Consider the following 22443-nt stretch of genomic DNA (forward strand, 5'->3'; position numbering starts at 1 on the left):
GGGTCCGGGCGGAGCCCGGGGAACGGGCGAAGGGTGGGGAGGGGACTTGCCCCGCAGGGCCAACCAGCCGCACCCGCCCACCGGGCCCCCGCCGGGACGGCAGCGGCGGCACGCCGACCGGGCCCCGCCGGACGGAGTTCGGCACAGCGGCACGAAGCCCGGGAAGCGCGCCGGCGCTGAGCGGTGCGAGGGACGCGTCAAAAAGGGACGCGTTAAAAAGGTGCGCGGCGGATGAGGAGGAGGGCTCGGTCGTCGTTGACGTCCTTGGCCACCTTTTCGATCAGGTGCCAGGCCGCGCCCTCCCAGCCCGCCGCCACGTAGCGGTCGGCCTCGCCGGTGAGGCGGTCCATGCCTTCGCTGATGTCGCGGTCCGAGGTCTCGACCAGGCCGTCGGTGAAGAGCATCAGGACGTCGCCGGAGCGCAGGTTGCCGCGGGCGGGTTCGAACTCGGCGCCGTCGTAGACGCCGAGCAGCGGGCCCTCGCCGGAGACCTCCTGCCAGCGTCCGGTGCCGGCGCAGCGCTGGAGGGCGGGGAGGTGGCCGGCGGACAGGAGCTCGTAGTCGCCGGTCTCCAGGTCGAGGACGAGGTGGATGGAGGTGGCGAAGCCCTCGTCCCAGTCCTGGCGGAGCAGGTAGCCGTTGGCGGCCGGGAGGAAGCCGTGCGGGGGGAGCGCGCCCAGGAGGCCGCCGAAGGCGCCGGAGAGGAGGAGGGCGCGGGAGCCCGCCTCCATGCCCTTGCCGGAGACGTCGGTGAGGACGATCTCCAGGGTGCGGCCGCCGTTGGTCCGGGCGGCGACGACGAAGTCGCCGGAGAAGGACTGGCCGCCGGCCGGGCGCAGGGCCATCTCGCGGTGCCAGCCGCGCGGCAGGGAGGGCAGCTTGCTCTGGACCCGGATGCGTTCGCGCAGGTCGAAGAGCATGGTGCCGCCGCGCCGCCAGGGCACGCCGACGCGGCTGCGGAACTGGGCGATGACCAGGCCGAAGAAGCCGCAGGCGGCGACGACGAGGACCGTTCCGGGGGTGACCCGCGCCGGGCCCTGGGTGTACGGGCCCAGGACGAGGGCCTCGACGATCAGCGCGGCGGCGGACGCCGCGTAGAGGGCCAGGAGGCTCGCGGGGCGCAGCAGCAGGCCGCCGGCCACGATGGGCAGGACGAGCGCGGACGGCGAGAACCAGACGGGCAGCATCAGGGTGCCGCAGGCGATGGCCGGGATGGTGAGCAGCAGGCCGCCGAAGGCGAGCCAGTCGGAGGCGTCGCCGCGGAAGTAGTCGACCGCGGATTTGCGCAGGGCGGTGCGTGCCCGGTGCGACAGCATGCGCGTCCGGGCCAGGAGGGTCTCCACACGTGCTCCGGCCATTGCTTCGGGACCCTATCCATCCTGGCTGTGCGCGCGCAGGGGTACCCCCGGAGATGGGCCCTTCGGCGACCGAAAAGAGATCGACCGGGGCGGATTGCCCTGGTAAGGATGGCCACATGGCTCTTGAGACGCGCGTATTGCAAGCTGATGAGTGGGATGTCTGGTACGACCATCTGGAACTGGCGTTCGGTGGGGTGCCCGAGTCCCCCGAGGAACGGGAGCTGTACAGGTCCCTGACCGAGACCGAGCGCTCCCTCGGTGTCTGGGACGGGGAGGCGTGCGTCGGCTCGGCCGGGGCCTTCTCCTTCCGGCTCTCGGTGCCGGGCGGCGCGCTCGTGCCGGCCGGCGGGGTCACGATGGTGGGCGTCTCCCCCACCCACCGCCGGCAGGGTGTGCTCACCTCCCTGATGCGGCGCCAATTGGACGACATCCGGGCGGGTGGTGAACCGATCGCCGTGCTGACGGCCTCGGAACCGGAGATCTACGGGCGCTTCGGGTACGGCATCGGCATGCTGTCGATGGCCCTCGACATCGACACCACGCGCGTACGGCTCTCCGTGCCGCCGGGGACCGACGACGTACGGCTCAGGCTCGTCGATCCGCACAAGGCGCTGGCCGACTGCGAGCGGGTCTACGCGGCGCTGCTCGCCGGCCGTCCCGGGATGCCGGCCCGGCAGCCGGGCTGGGAGCTGCAGTCGCTGCTGGACCCGGAGTCGATGAGGGGCGGCGCGTCCCCGCTGAAGTGCGTGGTCGCCGAGCGGGCGGACGGCGAGGTGGTCGGATACGTCCGCTACCGGGTCAAGCCCGAGTGGGACGTGACCGGCTCGCACGGCAAGGTGGTCGTCTCCGATCTCGACGCCCTCGACCCGGCGGCCTACGCCGCGCTGTGGCGGTACGTCTTCGGGATCGACCTGACGTCGAGCGTGGTGGCCTACAAGCGGCCGGTGGACGACGCGGTGCTGCAGCTGGTCACCGACATCAGGCGGACCCGGGCGCGGATGCGCGACGCGATGCACGTACGGCTCGTCGACCTGCCGGCGGCGCTGACGGCCCGCACGTACGGGGCTCCGCTGGACGTGGTGCTGGAGGTCGAGGACGCGTTCTGCCCGTGGAACGCGGGGCGGTGGCGGCTGACCGCCGCGGCGGACGGCCCCGCCTCCTGCACCCGTACGGAGGACCCTGCCGACGTGGCGCTGACGGTGCGGGAGCTCGGCGCGGCCTACCTGGGCGGGCCCACGCTGGCCTCGCTGGCCGCGGCCGGCCAGGTGCGCGAGCTGCGTCCGGGCGCGCTGACCCGGGTCTCGCGCGCCTTCGCCGGCGACGTGGCCCCGTGGCTGCCGCACGGGTTCTGAGCCGGCCACGGCTCTACCGGGACTGACACCCCGGGCACCAGAAGAGGTTGCGGGCGGCGAGATCGGCGGTGCGGATCTCGCCCCCGCAGATGTGGCAGGGCATGTTCGCCCTCCGGTAGACGTACACCTCGCCGCCGTGGTCGTCCACCCTCGGCGGGCGTCCCATGGCTTCGGGCAGGTGCTCGTCGCGCACGGTGTCGATGCGGTTCTTGCGCACGCCGTCGCGCATGAGCAGCGCCAGGTCGGCCCAGATGGCGTCCCATTCGCTGCGGGTCAGGTCCTTGCCGAGCCGGTACGGGTCGATGCCGTGCCGGAAGAGCACCTCGGCGCGGTAGACGTTGCCGACGCCCGAGACGACCTTCTGGTCCATGAGCAGGGCGGCGACGGTGGTGCGGGAGCGGGAGATCCGGGCCCAGGCGCGGTCGGGGTCGTCGTCCGGGCGCAGCGGGTCGGGGCCGAGCCGGTCGTGTATCGCCTTCTTCTCGGCCTCGCCGATCAGCGCGCAGGCGGTGGGGCCGCGCAGGTCGGCGTAGTGCTCCTCGTTGAGCAGCCGCAGCCGGACCGTGTCGGTGGCGGGCGGGGCCGGGGCGGGGCCGAAGCCGAGTTTGCCGAAGAGGCCGAGGTGGATGTGGACCCAGGCGTCGCCGAGCTCGAGGAAGAGGTGCTTGCCGTGTGCCTCGGCGGATTCCAGCTCGCGCCCGTCGAGCAGGGCCGCGCTCTCGGCGAACCGGCCCTGGGGACTGCTCACCCGGACCGGGCGGGCGGCGAAGCGCTCGGTGTGGTCCTGGGCGAGGCGGTGGATCGTATGCCCCTCGGGCACGGCGGTACTCCTCGGAAAAGAAAAACCGGCCGCGCCGCCCCTGGAGGCGCCGCGACCGGAGGGGGAATCAGCCCTGCGGGTGGTGGGCCGGGATCGGGGGGAGCTCGCCGGTGGTCTCGTACGCGGAGAGCATGTCGATCCGACGGGTGTGGCGCTCCTCGTCGGAGTACGGGGTCTTCAGGAACGCGTCGACGAAGCTGACGACCTCGTCCTGCGTGTGCATCCGGCCGCCGACGGAGATGACGTTGGCGTTGTTGTGCTCACGGCCGAGCTCGGCGGTCTGGACGCTCCAGGCGAGGATGGCGCGGATGCCCTTGACCTTGTTCGCGGCGATCTGCTCGCCGTTGCCGGAGCCGCCGATCACGATGCCGAGGGAGCCGGCGTCGGCGGCGGTCTGCTCCGCGGCGCGCAGGCAGAACGGCGGGTAGTCGTCCACCGCGTCGTAGATGTGGGGCCCGCAGTCGACGGGCTCGTGGCCGTTGTTCTTGAGCCAGTCCACCAGGTGGTTCTTGAGCTCAAAGCCGGCATGGTCGGATCCGAGGTACACGCGCATGTCTCGAGTGTGGCACGAGGCGCCCCGACACCCCGCAGCGGGTGTCGCGTAAGTCACTTCTCAAGCTCAAGTAAACCCAAACAACCCAGATGGGACACGCCGGGACCAAGGTCCGGGACTTTGAGCCCTGGGCAACCATCCGGAACAGGGTCTTCCGTCTCGTCCGCGTGTCGGGTTTGAATGCCGTGGCTCTTAACCCGAGCGCCCCGAGAACCTAAGGATTCGTTCATGAGTTCCACGACGACCCTTCAGAAGGCAGGCGACCCCACCGGCAACCCCGGCGACGGTCAGCCCTCCTCCGACGGTCTGAAGGCCGGTCTCAAGAACCGCCACCTGTCCATGATCGCCATCGGCGGTGTCATCGGCGCCGGTCTCTTCGTCGGCTCCGGCGGCGGCATCGCCAAGACCGGCCCCGCCATCCTGATCTCCTACGCGCTGGTCGGCGCGATGGTCGTCTTCGTCATGCGGATGCTGGGCGAGATGGCCGCCGCCAGCCCGAACTCCGGATCCTTCTCCGCCTACGCCGACCGGGCGCTCGGCCGCTGGGCCGGTTTCTCCATCGGCTGGCTGTACTGGTTCTTCTGGGTCGTCGTACTGGCCGTCGAGGCCACCGCGGGCGCCGTGATCCTCGAAGGCTGGGTGCCGGCCGTCCCGCAGTGGGCCTGGGCACTGATCGTGATGGCCGTGCTGACGGTCACCAACCTCGGCTCGGTCGCCTCGTACGGCGAGTTCGAGTTCTGGTTCGCCGGCATCAAGGTCGTCGCCATCGGCGGCTTCGTGGTCATCGGCATGCTGGCCGTCTTCGGCGTGCTGCCGGGCTCGGACAACCCCGGCGCGGGCTTCGCGCACCTCACCGACACGGGCGGCTTCATGCCGAACGGCTGGGGCTCGGTCCTCACCGGCGTGCTGATGGTCGTCTTCTCCTTCATGGGCAGCGAGATCGTCACGCTGGCCGCGGGCGAGTCCGAGGACCCGCGCCGCGCGGTCACCAAGGCCACCAACTCGGTGATCTGGCGGATCGGCGTCTTCTACCTGGGCTCGATCTTCATCGTGCTCACCCTGCTGCCGTGGAACGACAAGTCGATCACCGAGAAGGGCTCGTACGTCGCCGCCCTGGACTCGATCGGCATCGCGCACGCCGGCCAGATCATGAACGTGATCGTGCTGACGGCCGTGCTGTCCTGCCTGAACTCGGGCCTGTACACGGCCTCCCGCATGGCGTTCTCGCTGGGTGAGCGCGGCGACGCGCCGAAGTCCTTCGCCAAGGTGAGCAAGCGCGGCGTTCCGACGGCCGCGATCCTGGGCTCGGTCGTCTTCGGCTTCGCCGCCGTCTACTTCAACTACGCCTTCAAGGACACGGTCTTCAGCTTCCTCCTGAACGCCTCGGGCGCCATCGCGCTGTTCGTGTGGCTGGTCATCTGCCTGACGCAGCTGCGGATGCGCAAGATCCTGGTCGCCGAGGCCCCGGAGAAGCTGACGGTGAAGATGTGGTTCTTCCCGTACCTGACCTGGGCCACCGCCGCGATGATCACCTTCGTCCTGGGCTACATGGTCTACGACAAGGACAACCGCGAGACCGTACTGCTGTCGCTGCTGGTCGCGGCCGTGGTGCTGGTCATCGGCGTGATCCGCGACGTGCGCCGCAAGGCCGCCGCGCGCGCGGCCGCGTGAGCGCGTGAGCACGACGAGGTAGCCGTCCGCGCGAGCGCGAAGGCGCGAGCACGACGACAGCAGCCCCGGACCGCCGCTCGCGGTCCGGGGCTGCCGTGCGTACGCGGCCTGCGGCCTCAGCCGCGGCGGCCCACCAGCTTCCAGGCGGCGGGCAGCAGCCCCATCGCCAGCGCGGCCTTGAGCGCGTCGCCGATCAGGAACGGGGTCAGGCCGGCCGCGACGGCCGCGCCGAAGGACATCCCGGTGGACAGCGCGAGGTAGGGGACGCCGACCGCGTAGATGATCGCGGAGCCCAGCACCATCGCGCCCGCCGTACGGGGGACGGAGCGGTCGGCGCCGCGCCGCGCGAGGGCGCCGACGACGGTGGCGGCGAGCAGCATGCCGAGTACGTAGCCGAAGGAGGCGCCGCCCGCTCCGGAGCTGCCGCCGGCGAACCACGGCACGCCGGCCATGCCGACGAGGGCGTAGAGGGCGAGCGAGAGGAAGCCGCGGCGGGCGCCGAACGCGGTGCCGACGAGCAGGGCCGCGAAGGTCTGGCCGGTGACGGGGACCGGGGAGCCCGGGACGGGAACGGCGATCTGCGCGGCCAGGCCGGTGAGCGCGGCTCCGCCGGCGACGAGCGCGATGTCGCGGACGCGGCTCGCGGGCAGCAGGTCGGCGAGGACGGCGCCGGGCCGGAAGGAGACGGAAGCAGTGCTCATCGGGGACTCCGCGGGAGGTGGTGTCGACAGGACGATCACCGACGTTAGTCCCGGGTCCACGGGCGCATCAGCGTCGCCCGGGACAAAGCCACGCTCTCCGCCTTGGTGGAGAGTAAACAAAGACTCTGGCTCACACCCGAGTTGAAGTGATCCGCATCACGAGCCAGAACCGACAACACGTCCGTTTTGCACTGATGGGTGGTCTGCGGCGAGACTGTAGGGTCCCTCCAACTGTCGCGGCGCCCCCACCACCGCCAGGCCACAGAGAGTACGAGCCCCCCTCATGCGCGACACCCTGCCCGGCCCGACCGCCCCTCCGGGCGAGCTCCCGCCGGAACCCCTCAGCCACAGCCTCAAACAGCGCCACCTGACCATGCTGGGCCTCGGCGGCGTGATCGGCGCCGGGCTCTTCGTCGGCTCCGGCGCCGGCATCACCATCGCCGGTCCCGCGATCATCTGCTCGTACCTGCTCGCGGGCGTGCTCGCGATGCTGGTGATGCGGGCGCTCGGCGAGATGTCCGCGGCGATGCCCGCCTCCGGCTCCTTCTCCGTATACGCGGAGAAGGCGCTCGGCCGCTGGGCCGGCTTCTCCGCCGGCTGGCTGTACTGGTTCCTGCTGGTCGTGGTGCTGGCCGTGGAGGCGACCGCCGCGGCGAAGATCGCGAACGGCTGGCTGCCCTCGGTGGACCAGTGGGTCTGGGTGCTCGTGTTCATGGTGGTCTTCACCGTGAGCAACCTGGCCGCCGTCCGGAACTTCGGCGAGTTCGAGTTCTGGTTCGCGGCGCTCAAGGTCGGCGCGATCGTGCTGTTCCTGATCCTCGGCACGCTGGCCGTCTTCGGTCTCCTCCCGGACACCGACGCGGTCGGCATGGCCAACCTGACCGGCCAGGGCGGCTTCTTCCCGAACGGCGCGGGCGGTGTGGTCGCCGGCATGCTGGCCGTGGTCTTCGCCTTCGGCGGCCTGGAGGTCGTCACCATCGCGGCGGCCGAGTCGGACAACCCGGCGAAGTCCGTGTCCCGCGCCGTGCGCAGCGCCGTGTGGCGCATCCTCTTCTTCTACGTCGGCTCGATGCTGGTCATCGTGACCCTGCTGCCGTGGGACTCGCTGAAGCCGGGCCAGAGCCCGTACGTGGCCGTCCTCGACTCGATCGGCATCCCGCACGCCGGCCAGATCATGGACGTCGTGATCTTCGTGGCGCTGCTGTCGGCGCTGAACGCGAACCTGTACGGGTCCTCGCGCATGGTGTTCTCGCTGGCGGAGCGGGGCGAGGCGCCGAAGTCCCTGCTGAAGGTGTCGGACGGCGGGGTGCCCCGCCGGGCGGTCTTCGCGTCGGTGGCCTTCGGGTTCGTCTCGGTGGTGCTGAACCTGCTGTGGCCGGACACGATCTTCCTCTACATGCTCAACGCGGTCGGCGCGGTGCTGCTCTTCGTGTGGGCCCTGATCGCGGTCTCGCAGCTGAAGCTGCGCCGGGTGATCGAGCGGGAGATGCCCGAACGGCTGACGCTGCCGATGTGGCTGTTCCCGTACGCGACGTGGGCGGCGCTGATCGCGATGGCGACGGTGCTCGTGCTGATGCTGTTCGACGACTCGGCGCGCCCGCAGCTGCTGTGGTCCTCGGGGGCGGCGGCGGTCGTCCTGCTGGTGGCGTGGGTCCGGGAGCTGCGCGCCCCGAAGGCCTGACCCCCCGTTTCGGCCCCCGTGAAGGCCCCCGCGCACCCCGCGCGGGGGCCTTCGCGCGTCAGGCGCGCGGGGCTTCAAGTGCGCGGGGCGTCAGGTGCGCAGGTACGAGGCCCCGTTGACGTCGAGGACCGTTCCCGAGCTCCAGCGCGCCGCGGGCGAGGCGAGGTGGAGCACGGCGGCGGCGACCTCCTGCGGCGTGCCCACCCGGCCGAAGGGGCTCTGGGCCCGGATCCGCTCGCCCTCCTCCCCGTCGAGCCGGCCCGCGACCCGTTCGGTGGCCACGAAGCCGGGCGCGACGGAGGACACCGCGATGCCGTGCGGGGCCAGGGAGACGGCGAGCGACTGGCCGAGCGCGTGCAGGGCCGCCTTGGTGGCGCCGTAGGCGGGGTGGTCGGGCTCGCCGCGGAAGGCTCCGCGCGAGCCGATGGTGACGATCCGCCCCTCGCGGCCGCCGTCGATCATGTGGCGGGCCGCGCAGTAGGACAGGTTGGCCGTGCCGAACAGGTTGACCGCGGCCGTGCGCTGCCAGGCGGCCTGCCAGTCGGCGTAGGACGTGGTGGGCAGCGGGTGGGCCACCATCACGGCCGCGTTGTTCACGAGCACGTCGATCCCGCCGAGCGCTTCCTCGGCCTCGGCGGCGAGGGCCTGCACGCGCACCGGGTCGGTGAGGTCGCCGGCGACGAGGACGTGCCCCTCGCCCGGCAGCTCCGCGAGGGTCCGCTCGGCGTCGGGCCCGCGGACCGTGCAGTGCACCGCGACCCGGTCGCCCTGTTCGGCGAAGGCGGTGGCGATCGCCCGCCCGATGCCCCGGGAGGCTCCGGTGACCAGCACCCCCCGGCCCGTCGCGGCCAATTCCCGTATGCCGTGGTCCATTCGGTCCTCCGTGGTGCGCTCCGGTCCGGTTCGCCAGCGTACGGGGATGATCACGGCCGGTCATCCGCTTGTCCGAATAACGGACCCGATGTGTCCGATGATCGGACACGGGCGAGACTGGGGCACTCCATCCCGTCCCCCCGCACAACGGACAGGCACCACGCATGAGCCAGACCACCGCAACCGCCCGCGAACAGGACGCGCCGCCCGCCGGCGACGCCGGGTCCCCGCTGGGCAACGGACTCAAGCAGCGCCACCTCTCGATGATCGCCCTCGGCGGCGTCATCGGCGCGGGCCTCTTCGTCGGCTCCGGCGCCGGCATCGCGGCCGCCGGTCCCTCGATCGTGCTCGCGTACGCCGCGTCCGGTCTGCTCGTGATGTTCGTGATGCGGATGCTCGGCGAGATGTCCGCGGCGAACCCGGCCTCCGGCTCCTTCTCGGTGCACGCGGACCGGGCCATCGGCCCGTGGGCGGGGTTCACCGCCGGCTGGATGTTCTGGACGCTGCTGTGCGTGGGCGTGGCCATCGAGGCCATCGGCGCGGCGCACATCGTGACGGGCTGGTTCCCGGGCACCCCCTCGTGGATGTGGGTGCTGGTCTTCATGGCGCTGTTCTGCGGCTCCAACCTGGCCGCCGTCTCCCACTTCGGCGAGTTCGAGTTCTGGTTCGCCACCCTCAAGATCGGCGCGATCGGGCTCTTCCTGGGCCTGGGCGTCCTGGCCGTCACGGGCGTGCTGCCCGGCACCGACTCCCCCGGCACCGCCAACCTGCTCCACGACGGCGGCTTCCTGCCCAACGGCATGGACGGACTGCTGGTCGGCCTGCTCGCCTCGGTCGTCGCCTACGGCGGCCTGGAGACGGTGACCATCGCCGCGGCCGAGTCCGAGAACCCGGTCAAGGGCGTCGCCAGGGCCGTGAAGACCACCATGTGGCGGATCGCGATCGTCTACGTCGGCTCGATGCTGGTCATCGTCACGCTGCTGCCGTGGAACGACCCGGCGGTCACCGCCGACGGCCCGTACGCGGCCACCCTGGACCACCTGGGCATCCCGCACGCCGGCCAGGTCATGAACGTGGTCATCCTGGTCGCCCTGCTGTCCGCGATGAACGCGAACATCTACGGCTCCTCGCGCATGGCCTACTCCCTGGTCGCCCGCGGCCAGGGCCCCGAGGCGCTGGGCAAGGTCACCGGCCGGGTGCCGCGGCGCGCGGTGCTCGCCTCCTCCGGCTTCGGTTTCGTCACCGTGCTGCTGTCGTACTGGTACCCGGACACCCTGTTCGCCTGGCTGCTCAACATGGTCGGCGGCGTCATCCTCGTCGTCTGGGGCTTCATCGCCGTCTCGCAGTTCGTGCTGCGGCGCCGCATGGAGCGCGAGTCCCCCGAGAAGCTGGTCGTGAAGATGTGGGGCTTCCCGTACCTGACGTGGGTCGCGGTCGCCGGACTGGCCGGCGTCCTGGTCCTGATGGCCATGGGCGAGGACACCCGCGTCCAGCTCGTCTTCACCGGCGGCCTGACGCTCGCACTGGCCGCCACGGGTTACGTCATGCAGCGCCGGGCGGCGGCGCGGACCTGACCCCTTCCGCTCGGCCATGATCAGGTGCTGCTAGCGTGTAATTGCGCATTGGTTGCAATAAGAAGTTGGCACGCCGAGGGGACCGGATCACACGCATGGCCATCTACACGCTTCCCGAGCTTCCTTACGACTACGCGGCTCTCGAGCCGGTGATCAACCCGCAGATCATCGAGCTGCACCACGACAAGCACCACGCGGCCTACGTCGCGGGCGCCAACACCACGCTGGAGCAGCTGGAGGAGGCGCGCGAGAAGGAGAACTGGGGCGCGCTGAACGGTCTGGAGAAGAACCTGGCGTTCCACCTCTCCGGCCACATCCTGCACAGCATCTACTGGCACAACATGGCCAGCCCGAAGACCGGCGAGGGCGGCGGCGAGCCCACCGCGGCCGACGGCCTGGGCGACCTGGCGGACGCGATCACCGAGTCCTTCGGCTCCTTCGCGAAGTTCAAGAAGCAGCTGACCTTCGCGTCCTCCGCGACGCAGGGCTCAGGCTGGGGCGTGCTCGCGTACGAGCCCGTCAGCGGCCGCCTGGTCGTCGAGCAGGTCTACGACCACCAGGGCAACATCGGCGTCGCCAGCACCCCGATCCTGGTCTTCGACGCCTGGGAGCACGCCTTCTACCTGCAGTACAAGAACCAGAAGGTGGACTTCATCGAGGCGATGTGGAACGTCGTCAACTGGCAGGACGTGTCCGGGCGCTACGCCGACGCCAAGGCGAACACCCCGCTGCTGATCCCCGTCAAGGGCTGATCGGCGCCACCCCGAAAGCCCGTCCGCCTCGTGATCGTCTTCTCAACCTTCACTCGCGGGCGTGTCCACCAGGAGGCCCCCGCGAGGACGTGACTCGCGGGGGTCTTCTGCGCTCCCCGGGCCGTCCGCGTGGTCGACGAGTCCGTCCACCTCGCCGACCACCGTGAACTCCCGCGCCAGGCCGGTCTCGTGCAGCCGCGCGAACGGGGTGAAGGGGATGCCGAACTCCGATTCGCCGTGGTCGAAGTTCCAGCTCTTGTGCACCTGGAAGCGGTAGTCCGTCACCGCGGACCCGTCCTCGTGGACCCGTACGGTGCCGCTGATCCGGTACTGGGCCCCGCGCAGCGCCAGCCACCAGTCCGCGCTCTCCCGACGGGTGATCAGCACACCGCGCCAGCCGCTGTCCGCCGCGTAGGCGCCCGGCTCGCCGACCGCCCGGGCGGCCTCGCGCCACTCGGCCAGCCGCCGGTCCACCTCTTCCCGTACGGCGGGCACCTCCAGCAGGGCCCGCGCGTCGACCCGGTACGGGCGGCCCGTCCCCCGCAGGTAGTGGCGCAGCGTGCCGGCGGCCTGGCGGACCCCGAGGGCCGCCCACAGCGGGGGCACCGCGACGCAAGCTGCCCGCAGCACCCGGTCTCGGGGGCGTGCGGGCAGGCTGGCGTGGGCGGCGTTGTCGTTCGGTATCGCGGGCTCCGCCCGGCCGCCTGAGCGGCCGAGCGGTTCCTCCTGCGTACCCTCGCGCGTCGAGCTGGTCCCCATACGGGGACGTTAAGGGAGGAAAGGTGCGCCCGCCTCCCGGGAGGAGCCCTCCGGAGGACCCTTGGGGCGACTCCCGGGAGGGCCTCCCGGATCAGTCGAAGATCGGACCCTGGGTGCGGGTGCGCTTGATCTCGTAGAAGCCGGGGGTGGAGGCGACCAGCAGGGTGCCGTCCCACAGCCGGGCCGCGGCCTCGCCGCGCGGGGCCGGGGTGACGACCGGACCGAAGAAGGCCACCTCTTCGCCGTCGGCGCCGGGCACCGAGATCACCGGGGTGCCGACCTCCTGGCCGACGCGGTTGATGCCGTCGTTGTGGGAGTCGCGCAGCACCTCGTCGTACTCGTCGGAGTCGGCGAAGTGGATCAGCTCGGCGGGCAGGTTCACCTCGGCCAGCGCCTCGGCTATCGCCTCGCGGGTCGGGCCCGTGCCCCCGTTGTGGAAGCGGGTGCCGAGCGCGGTGTAGAGCTTGCCGGTGATCTCGTCGCCGAACTTCTGCTGGGCGGCGACGACCACGCGCACGGGCGCCCAGCCCTTGGGGCCGAGCAGCTCCCGGTAGGTCTCGGGGAGTTCGTCGAGCCTGTTCTCGTTCAGTACGGCGAGGCTCATCACGTGCCAGCGGACCTCGACGTCACGGACCTTCTCGACCTCCAGCATCCAGCGGGACGTCATCCAGGCCCAGGGGCAGAGCGGGTCGAACCAGAAGTCGACAGCGGTCTTCTCGCGCACCTGGGTGTCAGCCATGTCTCTCCTCAGATCGGAACGTTCCTCCCTGCCCAACCGCCCCGGCCGCACACTCATTCCCCCGTGGGAGGATTCGGTCAGGTATCGCGATCACGCACGAAGGAGTGCACGTGCCCGGAGAGAATCTGTCCCGTGACGAGGCCCGCGAGCGGGCCGAGCTGCTGTCCGTCGACGGGTACGAGGTGGTCCTCGACTTGAGGTCCGCGGTGGACGAGGCCGAACCGGCCGACGGGCCCCGGACCTTCCGCTCGGTGACCACCGTCCGCTTCCGGGCCGCGGCCGCGGGGGCCTCCACCTTCGCGGACCTCATCGCCCCCTCGGTGAACTCCGTCACACTCAACGGGCGTGCACTGGAGCCGGCCGAGGTCTTCGACGGCGCGCGGATCGCCCTGGAGGACCTGGCCGCGGAGAACGTCCTCGTGGTGGACGCCAACTGCGCCTACAGCCGGACCGGCGAGGGCATGCACCGCTTCGTGGACCCGGAGGACGGCGAGGTCTACCTCTACACCCAGTACGAGCCGGCCGACGCCCGGCGGGTGTACGCGAACTTCGAGCAGCCCGACCTCAAGGCCCCGTACCGCTTCGAGGTGACCGCGCCCGAGGGCTGGCAGGTCTGGAGCAACGGCGCCGAGGAGTCCCGCGAGGGCCTGACCCGCCGCTTCGCCGAAACCGCGCCGATCTCCACGTACATCACGTGCGTGGTCGCGGGCCCGTACCACTACGTGACGGACACCTACACGCGCGGGGACCTGACGATCCCGCTCGGCGCGATGTGCCGCAAGGGGCTGGCCAAGCACTTCGACGCGGACGACGTCTTCCTCGTCACGAAGCAGGGCTTCGACCTGTTCCACGAGATCTTCGACTACCCGTACCCCTTCGGGAAGTACGACCAGGCCTTCGTGCCGGAGTACAACCTCGGCGCCATGGAGAACCCGGGGATGGTGACCTTCCGGGAGGAGTACATCTTCCGCGGGAAGGTCACGCAGGCCTCCTACGAGCGGCGTGCGAACGTCATCCTGCACGAGATGGCGCACATGTGGTTCGGCGACCTGGTCACCATGAAGTGGTGGGACGACCTGTGGCTGAAGGAGTCCTTCGCGGACTTCATGGGCTCCTTCGGGCTCGTCGAGGCCACCCGCTTCGACCAGGCGTGGGTCACCTTCGCCAACAGCCGCAAGGCGTGGGCCTACCGGGCCGACCAGCTGCCGTCCACCCACCCGATCACGGCCGACATCCGTGACCTGGAGGACGCGAAGCTGAACTTCGACGGCATCACCTACGCCAAGGGCGCGGCGGTGCTCAAGCAGCTCGTGGCGTACGTGGGCCGGGAGGCGTTCCTGGAGGGCGCGCGGCGCTACTTCAAGGCGAACGCGTACGGGAACACCACGCTGGACGACCTGCTGTCGGTGCTCGGCGAGGTCTCCGGGCGCGATATGGCCGAGTGGTCTCGGGCCTGGCTGCAGACGGCCGGCGTGAACGCGCTGACCCCGGCGGTGACCTGCGACGCGGGCGGCCGGGTGACCGAACTGGCGGTGCTCCAGGACGGCGACGAGCTGCGCCCGCACCGGGTCGCGGTGGGCCTGTACCGGCTGGAGGCGGACGGCTCGCTGGTCCGCTACGCGCGGGCCGAGGCGGACGTCGCGGGCGCCCGGACGGTCGTCGACGAACTGACCGGCCAGGACAGGCCCGACCTGGTCCTCGTCAACGACGACGACCTGACGTACTGCAAGATCCGCTTCGACGCGGTCTCGCTGGCCACGCTGCGCACGCACCTGGGCTCGGTGGCGGACCCGCTGACCCGCGCGCTGTGCTGGTCGGCGCTGTGGAACCTGACGCGCGACGCGCTGATGCCCGCGCGGGACTTCGTCTCCCTGGTCCTCGCACACTCGGGGCGCGAGACGGACGTCGGCGTGCTCCAGATGCTGCACGGGCAGGTCCTGACCGCGGTCAACCACTACGCGGACCCCCAGTGGCGCGAACAGGGCGGCAAGGTGCTCGCCGCGTGCGCGCTGCAGGAACTGCGCTTCGCGGAGCCGGGGTCGGAGCACCAGCTCACGTGGGCCCGCTTCTTCGCGGCCGGCGCCGCGACCGAGGGCGACTTCCAGCTGCTGCTGGGCCTGCTGGACGGTTCCGCGCGGATCGACGGTCTGGACGTGGACCAGGAGCTGCGCTGGGACTTCCTGCTGCCGCTGGCCGCGCACGGGGCGATCGGCGAGGAGATCATCGCCGCCGAACTGGCGCGCGACGACACGGCGTCGGGCAAGCGGCACCAGGTGCGGTGCCTGGCGGCGCGGCCCTCGGCGGCGGTCAAGGACCAGGCGTGGGCCGCGGTGGTGGAGTCGGACGCGCTGTCGAACGCGCTGGTCGAGGCGACGATCGCGGGGATGCAGCAGCCTTCGCAGCGGGCGCTGCTCGCGCCGTACACGGAGCGCTACTTCGCCGCGATCGAGCGGGTGTGGGCGGACCGGTCGATCCAGATCGGCATCGACGTGGTGAAGGGGCTGTACCCGTCGCTGCAGGACTCGCGGGCGACGGTGGACGCGACCGACGCGTGGCTGTCGGCGCACGAGTCGGCTCCGCCGGCCCTTCGCCGCCTGGTCCTGGAGTCCCGCGACGACCTGGCGCGTGCGCTGCGCGCCCAGGCCTGCGACACGGCGGCGGCCGGCTAGCCCTGCGGGGCTCTCCCCCACCCCGCCCCTTCCCGCTGCTCCGGATTGTGCGGCTCCGCCGCGTGGCGGGGCTCCGCCCCGGGCCCCGTACGTGCGCGCTCCGCGCCCGTGCCCTCAGACGCCGGCGGGGCTGGATTTGTCCAGCCCCGCCGAACGGGGCTATCGGCCATCGAACGCCCGTACTTTAGCCCCGGCTTGTCCCGATTTGCCGACGGACGTGTAACAGGGGTTAGCAAGGCCATGGCCTGAGGGAATCACCGCGTCATGAACCACAACGCGCCCCTCCCCCTCGCCCACCTCACCGGCAGCCGCCCCCGCGTGCTCTCGCTGGCCCAGCTCCGCGAGCACGGCGTCTCCGCCTCCGACGCCGCCGAGCGGCCCTGGCAGCAGATCCTGCCGGGGGTGTTCCTGCTCCACTCCGGCCCCGCGACCAGCGAGGAGCGGCTGCACGCCGCGCTGCTGTACGCCGGGCGGCGCGGCGGCGAAGTCATGATCACCGGGCTGGCCGCGCTCGCGCTGTACCGGTTCTCCTCCGCCCCCGCCCTGCTCGGCCTCCCCCACATCGACGTGCTCGTGCCGAACACCCGCCGGCTGCGCTCCACCGGCCAGGTCCGCATCGTCCGCACGCACACCCCGCCCCGCCCGATGGAGGTCACCGGGCTCCCCGTCGCACCCGTGGCCCGCGCCGTCGCCGACGCCGTCGCCCAGCTCTCCGACGCCGGAACGGTCCGCCGCCTGCTCAGCGAAGCCGTCCGCGGCGGGCACTGCGAACCGGCCGCCGTGGTGCGGGAGCTGACGGTGGCCCGGCTGCTGAACCGGCCGCACGTCGTGGACGCCGTGGAATCGCTGCTCGCGGAGGGCCGGGCCATCGCCGAGGACCGGCTGTACCAGCTCGTACGGGGCTTCGAGCTCCCCGAGCCGGTCTGGAACGTGGACCTGCGGCTGCCCGGCGGCCCGCACCTGGGCGGGGTCGACGCGTACTGGCCCGAGCACGCGGTCGCCGTCGAGATCGACACCCGGGCCCCGCGCCAGGGCGAGGACGAGCAGTGGTCGGAGGCGGTCCGCAAGCGCGAGACGCTGGAGCGGTGCGGGGTGACCGTCCTGCACATCACCCCGCGCAAGCTCCGCGACTGGCCCGAGCAGCAGGCCGCGGTGATCCGGACCGCCCTGACGGCTTCCGGCGACCGCGAACCCGCCGCCTACCTCGTCGTACTCCCCAGGTGAGGCGGCTGCCCAGGCGGCTACCCGGGCGGCAACACCGGGTTGGCCGGCGAGTACTCCGGGGTGCTCCACAGCAGCCGCCCGGGGTGCGCGCTCTGGACCACCGCGTCGACCCGGAAGCGGACCCGCCGCTCCCCGTCGGCCCCGAACTCGGGCTCGGCCCGCCCGCTGAGCTGGAGCAGTCCTCCGCTCTCCCAGTCCGGGAACAGCAGTCCGGCCCGCGGGTCCGCCAGCAGGTTCCCCAGGGTCAGGAACATCGTGTTGCCGGCGTAGTCGGGCCAGACCAGTTCGGTCGGCGAGAGCACCTCCACGAAGCCCGGCATCCCTCCCCGGTGGCTCGCGTCGACCCCGTCCGCCTCGGCGGTGGTGGCGACGAAGAAGGTGTCGGCGGCGCGGACGGCCCGCTCCTGGTCGGGGGTGAGCGCGTCCCCGCGCCGCACGACACCGGCTCCTTCGGCGGCGAGCTGGACAGGCTGCCGCTTCTGGAGGTACTTGGGGCAGTTGGCGAAGACCTGCTCGGCCGCCACCGCGAACCCGCCCGGGGCCTCCTCCACGGTTCCGTTGAGCCTCATCCGGCGCCGGGTGCGCGGGTCGAGGGAGATGGTCCCGACCCGGGTGCCCCCGGTGGCCAGCGCCTCGGCCAGCGGATCGCCCTCGGGCACCCCGCCGGTGACCGCGATCCGGTCCGGCCCGGTGGCCCGTACGAACCCGGGGGCGCCGGTCAGCATCGAGGCCCACAGCCGGCCGCCCGCGTCGGCGGCGCCCACGACCAGGTGCGGCTGCTGCGCCAGGAAGTCCGCCGCCACGCCCTTGATGTACGGGGTGATCGAGCGGCCGACGTGCGCGGCGTGCTCACGGACGCCGACCCGGTCCTGTACGGCCAGCGAACCCCAGTGGTACCCGGACATTAGAAGAACCCGCAGGTCGGGGCCCCTGTGGTGGGGGCATCGGAGTCCTCGGCGCCGGCCGGGGAGGAGATCTCCAGACGGGTCCCGTCCGGGTCGTGGAAGAAGATCCCGCCGGAGGCCGCGCCCTCGCCGTGCGAGACGACCCCTTCGTACTTGAAATCGACGCCGAGGCCGCGCAGCCGCTCCTCGTACGCCCGGACCTCCTCGATGCCCTCCGCGGACAGCGCGAGGTGGTGCAGTCCGGCCGCGGCGGGCAGGTAGCCGCCCTCGGCCTGCTGCCACAGCGTGAGGACGAGTTCGCCGTCCTGGCCGAGGAAGGCGAAGCGCCGGTCCTCCTCCTTGCCCTCGCCGAGCACCTCGAATCCCAGGGCGTCCCGGTAGAAGGCCAGCGAGCGGGCGAGATCGGTGACGTTCAGCCCCACGTGGCCGGTGCGCAGCTTGCTGATGACAGCCGTCATGGCAGTTCCTTCCCTCGGAAACGTCTCTCGAAGTTTCTAACCTTCTACATCGAGATTAAGGGTTAGGCGTACGGGCGTCAACCACTCACGTACCCTTGAAGGGTTAGTAACCCGAGGAGGCGGAAGATGACGACGGCGGACCCACGACCCCTGACCGGGGAGCCGGTGGCCCTGGACCTGCTGAACACCCGCTGGATGCAGGAGGGCGAACCCGTCGACCTCTTCGCCGGGGCCTTCGGACTCACCCGCGTCGAGGGGCTCGCACTCTGGCTGGAGAGCACCGGCCTGGCCGGCCGCTTCCGCGCCGACGCGCCGACCCTGATCCACCTGCTCACCGCCCGCGAGGCGCTGGCCCGCGCCGTCGCGGACCCGGCGGACGAGAGCGCCCGCGCCCTGGTCGACGCCGTCCTGGACCACGGACGGATCCGCGCCACCCTCACCGCCGAAGGCCCCGGCGAGCGCGCCGAGTTCGACGACCCCTCCTGGGGGCCGGCCTGGACGGCCGCCCGCGACTACCTGGAGCTGCTGGGTTCCGATCCCGGCCGGATCCGCAAGTGCGCCTCCGAGACGTGCGTCCTGCACTTCCACGACGTCTCGCGCAACGGCACCCGGCGCTGGTGTTCGATGTCGGCCTGCGGAAACCGGGCGAAAGCCTCCCGCCACTACGCGCGCACGCGCGAGCGCTGAACGCTCGGAAGTTGTCACACCCGATCCGAGACCCGGGCGTGCCCCGCCGCTGACGGATGGTCGGGAAGTCTACAAATCCATCTTTGACCCCGAAGGTTCGTACCGGTACACCCCGGTACGGGCCTTCTGGCGTATCAGGCTCTCTGGCGGGAGTCCGCCACGGCAGGTATCGGTCAGTGACAACTCTCCCCAAAGAGCTGTCTCTTACGCGAGGCTGACCGGTCATCCGGCACCGAAATCCGGACCGTATCTTTCACTTAGCCAGGGATGCTGATGACCCTCGACTCCCCCAGCTCCATATCCGCGACCCGACGCGCCGTGCGCGTCGCGGCCGCGGCCGGCCTGGTGGCCGCGCTCGCCGCAGGCGGCGCCATGCCCGCCTTCGCGGTGACCGCAGCCGATGCCCCCACGCCCACCCCCGCGGTCAAGTCGGCTGACGAGAAGCTCGGCTCGGCCGATGTCGAACTGCTGCAGGAAGCCAAGTCCAAGGGCGAGAAGACCGTCACGGTCATGGTCGCGACCGCCCCCGGCGAGACCCAGCAGGTCGCCAAGCAGCTCGACGACGTCCAGGGCGCCTCGGTGGGCCAGACGTACGACAAGCTCGGCTACGTGCGCGCCACGCTTCCGACCGACAAGGCCGAGGGCGCACTGAAGGCGGCCGCCAAGCTGTCCTCCGTGCACGGCATCGACCTGCGCCACGAGATCCAGCTTCCGGACCCCCGTCCGGACGCGGGCCGCGAGGCGGGCACGGCGTCCAAGCCCGCTCCCGGGTCGTACCCGGGCCCGGACAAGAACACCCCCGCGAAGAACCCGTACAACCCGTCCTTCGAGACCGGTGCGCTGGACTTCCTCAAGAGGAACCCGCAGGCCGACGGCCGCGGCGTGACCATCGGTGTCCTGGACTCCGGCGTCGATCTCGGTCACCCCGCGCTCCAGAAGACCACCACCGGCGAGCGCAAGATCGTCGACTGGGTCACCGCGACCGACCCGCTCGCCGACGGCGACGCCACCTGGCGGGCGCAGATCACCCCGGTCGCCGGTGGCACCTTCACCGCGGGCGGCGTGAGCTGGAAGGCTCCGGCGGGCTCGTTCCAGTGGAGCCGGTTCACCGAGTCGATCACCGCCAACGGTGACATGAAGGGCGACGTCAACCGGGACGGGGACACCACCGACCGGTTCGGCATGCTCTACGACCCGGTCGCCGGGACCGTCCGCGTCGACACCGACCAGGACAACGACTTCACGAACAACGAGCCGATGAAGCCGTACAAGGACGGCTACCAGATCGGCTACTTCGGCACGGACAACCCGGCGACCGACGTCGCCGAGCGCATCCCGTTCGTGATCGAGATCCGCAAGGACGTCCCGATGGACCCGCTGGGTGGTGACTGGGTCGGCAAGAAGGCCGACTTCGTCAACATCGGCATCATCGAGTCCGAGCACGGCACGCACGTCGCGGGCATCACCGCCGCCAACGGCCTCTTCGGCGGCGCGATGAACGGCGAGGCGCCCGGCGCGAAGATCGTCTCCTCGCGCGCCTGCTCCTGGTCCGGCGGCTGCACCAACATCGCGCTGACCGAGGGCATGATCGACCTCGTCGTCAACCGCGGTGTGGACATCGTCAACATGTCGATCGGTGGCCTGCCGGCGCTGAACGACGGCAACAACGCGCGCTCCGAGCTCTACAAGAACCTCATCGACACCTACGGTGTCCAGCTCGTCATCTCGGCGGGCAACGAGGGCCCCGGCATCAACACCATCGGTGACCCCGGTCTCGCGGACAAGGTCGTCTCCGTGGGCGCCGCGGTCTCCAAGGACACCTGGGCCGCCAACTACGGCTCCGGCGTGACCAAGAAGTACAACATGTTCCCCTTCTCCTCGCGCGGTCCGCGTGAGGACGGCGGGTTCACGCCGACGATCACCGCCCCCGGCGCGTCGATCAACTCCATCCAGACCTGGCTGCCCGGCGCGCCGGTGAAGGAGGCGGGCTACAGCCTGCCGGCCGGTTACGGCATGCTCCAGGGCACCTCGATGTCCTCGCCGCAGGCGGCGGGCGCCAGCGCCCTGCTGATCTCGGCCGCCAAGCAGCAGCACATCGCCCTCACCCCGGCGATCCTGCGCACCGCGCTCACCAGCAGCGCGAAGAAGATCGACGACGTCCCGGCGCACGCCCAGGGCGCGGGTCTGATCAACGTTCCCGGCGCGTGGGAGTCCATCCAGCGCGGCGCGAAGGCCGACGAGTACACCGTCAAGGCTCCGGTCGACACCGCGATCGACCAGTTCCTGAAGACCCCGGGCTTCGGCACCGGCGTCTACGACCGCGAGGGCGGCCTGAAGGTCGGCCAGAAGAAGGTCTACGACGTCGTCGTCACCCGCACCACCGGTGCCAAGTACAGCACCCCGCACCTGATCAACTGGCGCAACAACGACGGCACGTTCAAGGTCCTCGGGTCCGAGTTCGTCATGCTGCCGCTGAACAAGCCGGTCACGATCAAGGTCGAGGCGAAGGCCAAGTCGGCCGGCGTCCACAGCGGCATCCTGGAGCTCGACAACCCCTTCACCGAGGGCGTGGACAAGCAGATCCTCTCCACGGTCGTCGTCTCCACCCCGCTGGAGAAGCCGTCCTTCTCCTACTCGGACACCTCGTCCGTGCAGCGCAACAGCCACAAGTCGTACTTCGTGACCGTTCCGGCCGGCGCCAAGACCCTCGAGGTCGCCCTCGGCGGTCTGCAGCCGAACAGCCAGACGCGCTTCATCTCGATCCACCCGTACGGCGTGGGCGTCGAGGACAGCGCGACGACCCAGTGCTACCCGAACTACGACAACCCGGCGAACAAGTGCCGCCCCGACCTGCGTTCGTACGCGAACCCGCTGCCGGGCGTCTGGGAGATCGAGGTCGAGTCGCGCCGTACGTCGCCGCTGCTCGACAACCCCTTCAAGCTGGACGTCTCCGTGCTCGGCGCGGCCTTCGACCCCGCGGTCAAGGTCCTGCCCGAGGTCAAGCAGGGCACCCCGGCGCCGGTCCAGTGGACCGTGAAGAACGACGGTGCGGCCATCTCCGGCGGCAAGCTCCAGGGCGGCCCGCTCGGCTCCGCGAAGGTCGCCAAGCCGACCATCGCCACCGGTGAGACCCAGACCACCGAGGTCAAGATCGGCGAGGGCGTCTCCCGCCTCGACATCGCGATCGGCGGGGTCTCCGACACCGCCGCCGACCTCGACCTCGAGGTCTACAAGGACGGCGTCAAGGTCGGCTCCTCCGCCGACGGCGACTCCGACGAGGCCGTGAGCCTGGTCAACCCGGCCGCGGGCACCTACACGGTCAACGTGATCGGCTACGCGATCCCGTCCGGCTCCACCACGTACGACTACCGCGACGTCTACTACTCGGCCGCCCTGGGCACCGTCCAGGTCGACGAGGCCGCCGCGGTCAACCTCGCCAACGGCGCCTCGGCGTCCGTCTCCGCGAACGTGCTGGTCAACAGCGCGGCTCCGGAAGGCCGCCAGTTCTTCGGCGAGGTCAAGCTGCTCAACGCCCGCGGCACCGCCGCCGGCACCGGCAGCGTGCAGATCGAGAAGGTCCTCCCGTAACCCGGTAGGAGCCTGAGAACACAGCGGGGGCGGTGCTCGTCGGAGCACCGCCCCTCCTGTTTGCCCGCGGGAAACGCGG

At 71.2% G+C, this 22443-nt stretch carries 18 protein-coding genes; 9 read left to right on the plus strand and 9 right to left on the minus strand.

Annotated elements, in window-relative coordinates; translation table 11 throughout:
• Positions 1 to 212: 212 nt before the first annotated feature.
• Positions 213 to 1358 carry a PP2C family protein-serine/threonine phosphatase gene (locus ACWGDE_RS13950; protein WP_453389210.1) on the minus strand — a complete coding sequence of 382 codons (1146 nt, stop codon included), beginning with the start codon at positions 1356 to 1358 and terminating at the stop codon, positions 213 to 215.
• 116 nt (positions 1359 to 1474) lie between these two features.
• On the opposite strand from ACWGDE_RS13950, the gene ACWGDE_RS13955 reads away from it, so the two are divergent.
• On the plus strand, positions 1475 to 2710 hold the full coding sequence (locus tag ACWGDE_RS13955) for a GNAT family N-acetyltransferase (RefSeq protein ID WP_453389211.1): 1236 nt from the start codon (positions 1475 to 1477) through the stop codon (positions 2708 to 2710).
• Between the two features lie 13 nt (positions 2711 to 2723).
• Here ACWGDE_RS13955 and ACWGDE_RS13960 read toward each other — a convergent pair whose 3' ends face one another.
• Positions 2724 to 3530, minus strand: coding sequence for an Fpg/Nei family DNA glycosylase (locus tag ACWGDE_RS13960; protein WP_453389212.1), 807 nt, complete (start codon positions 3528 to 3530; stop codon positions 2724 to 2726).
• A 67-nt stretch (positions 3531 to 3597) separates the two neighbouring features.
• On the minus strand, positions 3598 to 4083 hold the full coding sequence (locus ACWGDE_RS13965; RefSeq protein ID WP_453389213.1) for a ribose-5-phosphate isomerase: 486 nt from the start codon (positions 4081 to 4083) through the stop codon (positions 3598 to 3600).
• A 228-nt stretch (positions 4084 to 4311) separates the two neighbouring features.
• Between ACWGDE_RS13965 and ACWGDE_RS13970 the strand changes: the two genes are divergently transcribed.
• The gene (locus ACWGDE_RS13970; RefSeq protein WP_453389214.1) at positions 4312 to 5754 is read left to right on the plus strand and encodes an amino acid permease; all 1443 of its coding nucleotides are present in this window, start codon (positions 4312 to 4314) and stop codon (positions 5752 to 5754) included.
• Between the two features lie 116 nt (positions 5755 to 5870).
• Here ACWGDE_RS13970 and ACWGDE_RS13975 read toward each other — a convergent pair whose 3' ends face one another.
• Positions 5871 to 6455, minus strand: a complete 585-nt coding sequence (locus ACWGDE_RS13975) for a biotin transporter BioY (RefSeq protein ID WP_453389215.1) — start codon at positions 6453 to 6455, stop codon at positions 5871 to 5873.
• Positions 6456 to 6738: 283 nt separating this feature from the next.
• On the opposite strand from ACWGDE_RS13975, the gene ACWGDE_RS13980 reads away from it, so the two are divergent.
• The gene (locus tag ACWGDE_RS13980) at positions 6739 to 8136 is read left to right on the plus strand and encodes an amino acid permease (protein WP_453389216.1); all 1398 of its coding nucleotides are present in this window, start codon (positions 6739 to 6741) and stop codon (positions 8134 to 8136) included.
• A 90-nt stretch (positions 8137 to 8226) separates the two neighbouring features.
• Here the strand turns inward: ACWGDE_RS13980 and ACWGDE_RS13985 are convergent, their stop codons facing one another.
• Complete coding sequence (locus tag ACWGDE_RS13985) at positions 8227 to 9009, minus strand: SDR family NAD(P)-dependent oxidoreductase (protein ID WP_453389217.1); 783 nt, start codon at positions 9007 to 9009, stop codon at positions 8227 to 8229.
• A gap of 164 nt (positions 9010 to 9173) precedes the next feature.
• On the opposite strand from ACWGDE_RS13985, the gene ACWGDE_RS13990 reads away from it, so the two are divergent.
• Positions 9174 to 10583, plus strand: coding sequence for an amino acid permease (locus ACWGDE_RS13990; RefSeq protein ID WP_453389218.1), 1410 nt, complete (start codon positions 9174 to 9176; stop codon positions 10581 to 10583).
• A gap of 95 nt (positions 10584 to 10678) precedes the next feature.
• Complete coding sequence (locus ACWGDE_RS13995) at positions 10679 to 11335, plus strand: superoxide dismutase (protein WP_453389219.1); 657 nt, start codon at positions 10679 to 10681, stop codon at positions 11333 to 11335.
• A 42-nt stretch (positions 11336 to 11377) separates the two neighbouring features.
• Here ACWGDE_RS13995 and ACWGDE_RS14000 read toward each other — a convergent pair whose 3' ends face one another.
• Positions 11378 to 12094: a hypothetical protein gene (locus ACWGDE_RS14000; RefSeq protein WP_453389220.1), complete on the minus strand. Its 717-nt coding sequence runs from the start codon at positions 12092 to 12094 to the stop codon at positions 11378 to 11380.
• 91 nt (positions 12095 to 12185) lie between these two features.
• Positions 12186 to 12833: a mycothiol-dependent nitroreductase Rv2466c family protein gene (locus ACWGDE_RS14005; RefSeq protein ID WP_453389221.1), complete on the minus strand. Its 648-nt coding sequence runs from the start codon at positions 12831 to 12833 to the stop codon at positions 12186 to 12188.
• A 110-nt stretch (positions 12834 to 12943) separates the two neighbouring features.
• Here ACWGDE_RS14005 and pepN point away from each other — a divergent pair, with 110 nt between their 5' ends.
• Positions 12944 to 15502, plus strand: coding sequence for an aminopeptidase N (pepN, locus tag ACWGDE_RS14010; protein ID WP_453389222.1), 2559 nt, complete (start codon positions 12944 to 12946; stop codon positions 15500 to 15502).
• A 264-nt stretch (positions 15503 to 15766) separates the two neighbouring features.
• The gene (locus ACWGDE_RS14015; protein ID WP_453389223.1) at positions 15767 to 16726 is read left to right on the plus strand and encodes a hypothetical protein; all 960 of its coding nucleotides are present in this window, start codon (positions 15767 to 15769) and stop codon (positions 16724 to 16726) included.
• A 17-nt stretch (positions 16727 to 16743) separates the two neighbouring features.
• Here the strand turns inward: ACWGDE_RS14015 and ACWGDE_RS14020 are convergent, their stop codons facing one another.
• Both ACWGDE_RS14020 and ACWGDE_RS14025 read right to left on the minus strand, forming a co-directional pair.
• Positions 16744 to 17631, minus strand: coding sequence for a pyridoxamine 5'-phosphate oxidase family protein (locus ACWGDE_RS14020; RefSeq protein WP_453389224.1), 888 nt, complete (start codon positions 17629 to 17631; stop codon positions 16744 to 16746).
• Positions 17631 to 18089 (minus strand): VOC family protein, encoded by a 459-nt coding sequence (locus tag ACWGDE_RS14025; protein WP_453389225.1) that lies wholly within the window; start codon positions 18087 to 18089, stop codon positions 17631 to 17633. Before ACWGDE_RS14025 ends, ACWGDE_RS14020 begins: the two co-directional genes overlap by 1 nt.
• 126 nt (positions 18090 to 18215) lie before the next feature.
• Between ACWGDE_RS14025 and ACWGDE_RS14030 the strand changes: the two genes are divergently transcribed.
• Positions 18216 to 18776, plus strand: a complete 561-nt coding sequence (locus tag ACWGDE_RS14030) for a CGNR zinc finger domain-containing protein (RefSeq protein WP_453389226.1) — start codon at positions 18216 to 18218, stop codon at positions 18774 to 18776.
• Positions 18777 to 19049: 273 nt separating this feature from the next.
• A complete protein-coding gene (locus tag ACWGDE_RS14035; RefSeq protein WP_453389227.1) occupies positions 19050 to 22364 on the plus strand; it encodes a S8 family serine peptidase in 3315 nt (1104 codons plus the stop codon).
• Positions 22365 to 22443: the final 79 nt, after the last annotated feature.

This window comes from Streptomyces sp. NPDC054956, from assembly GCF_053609185.1.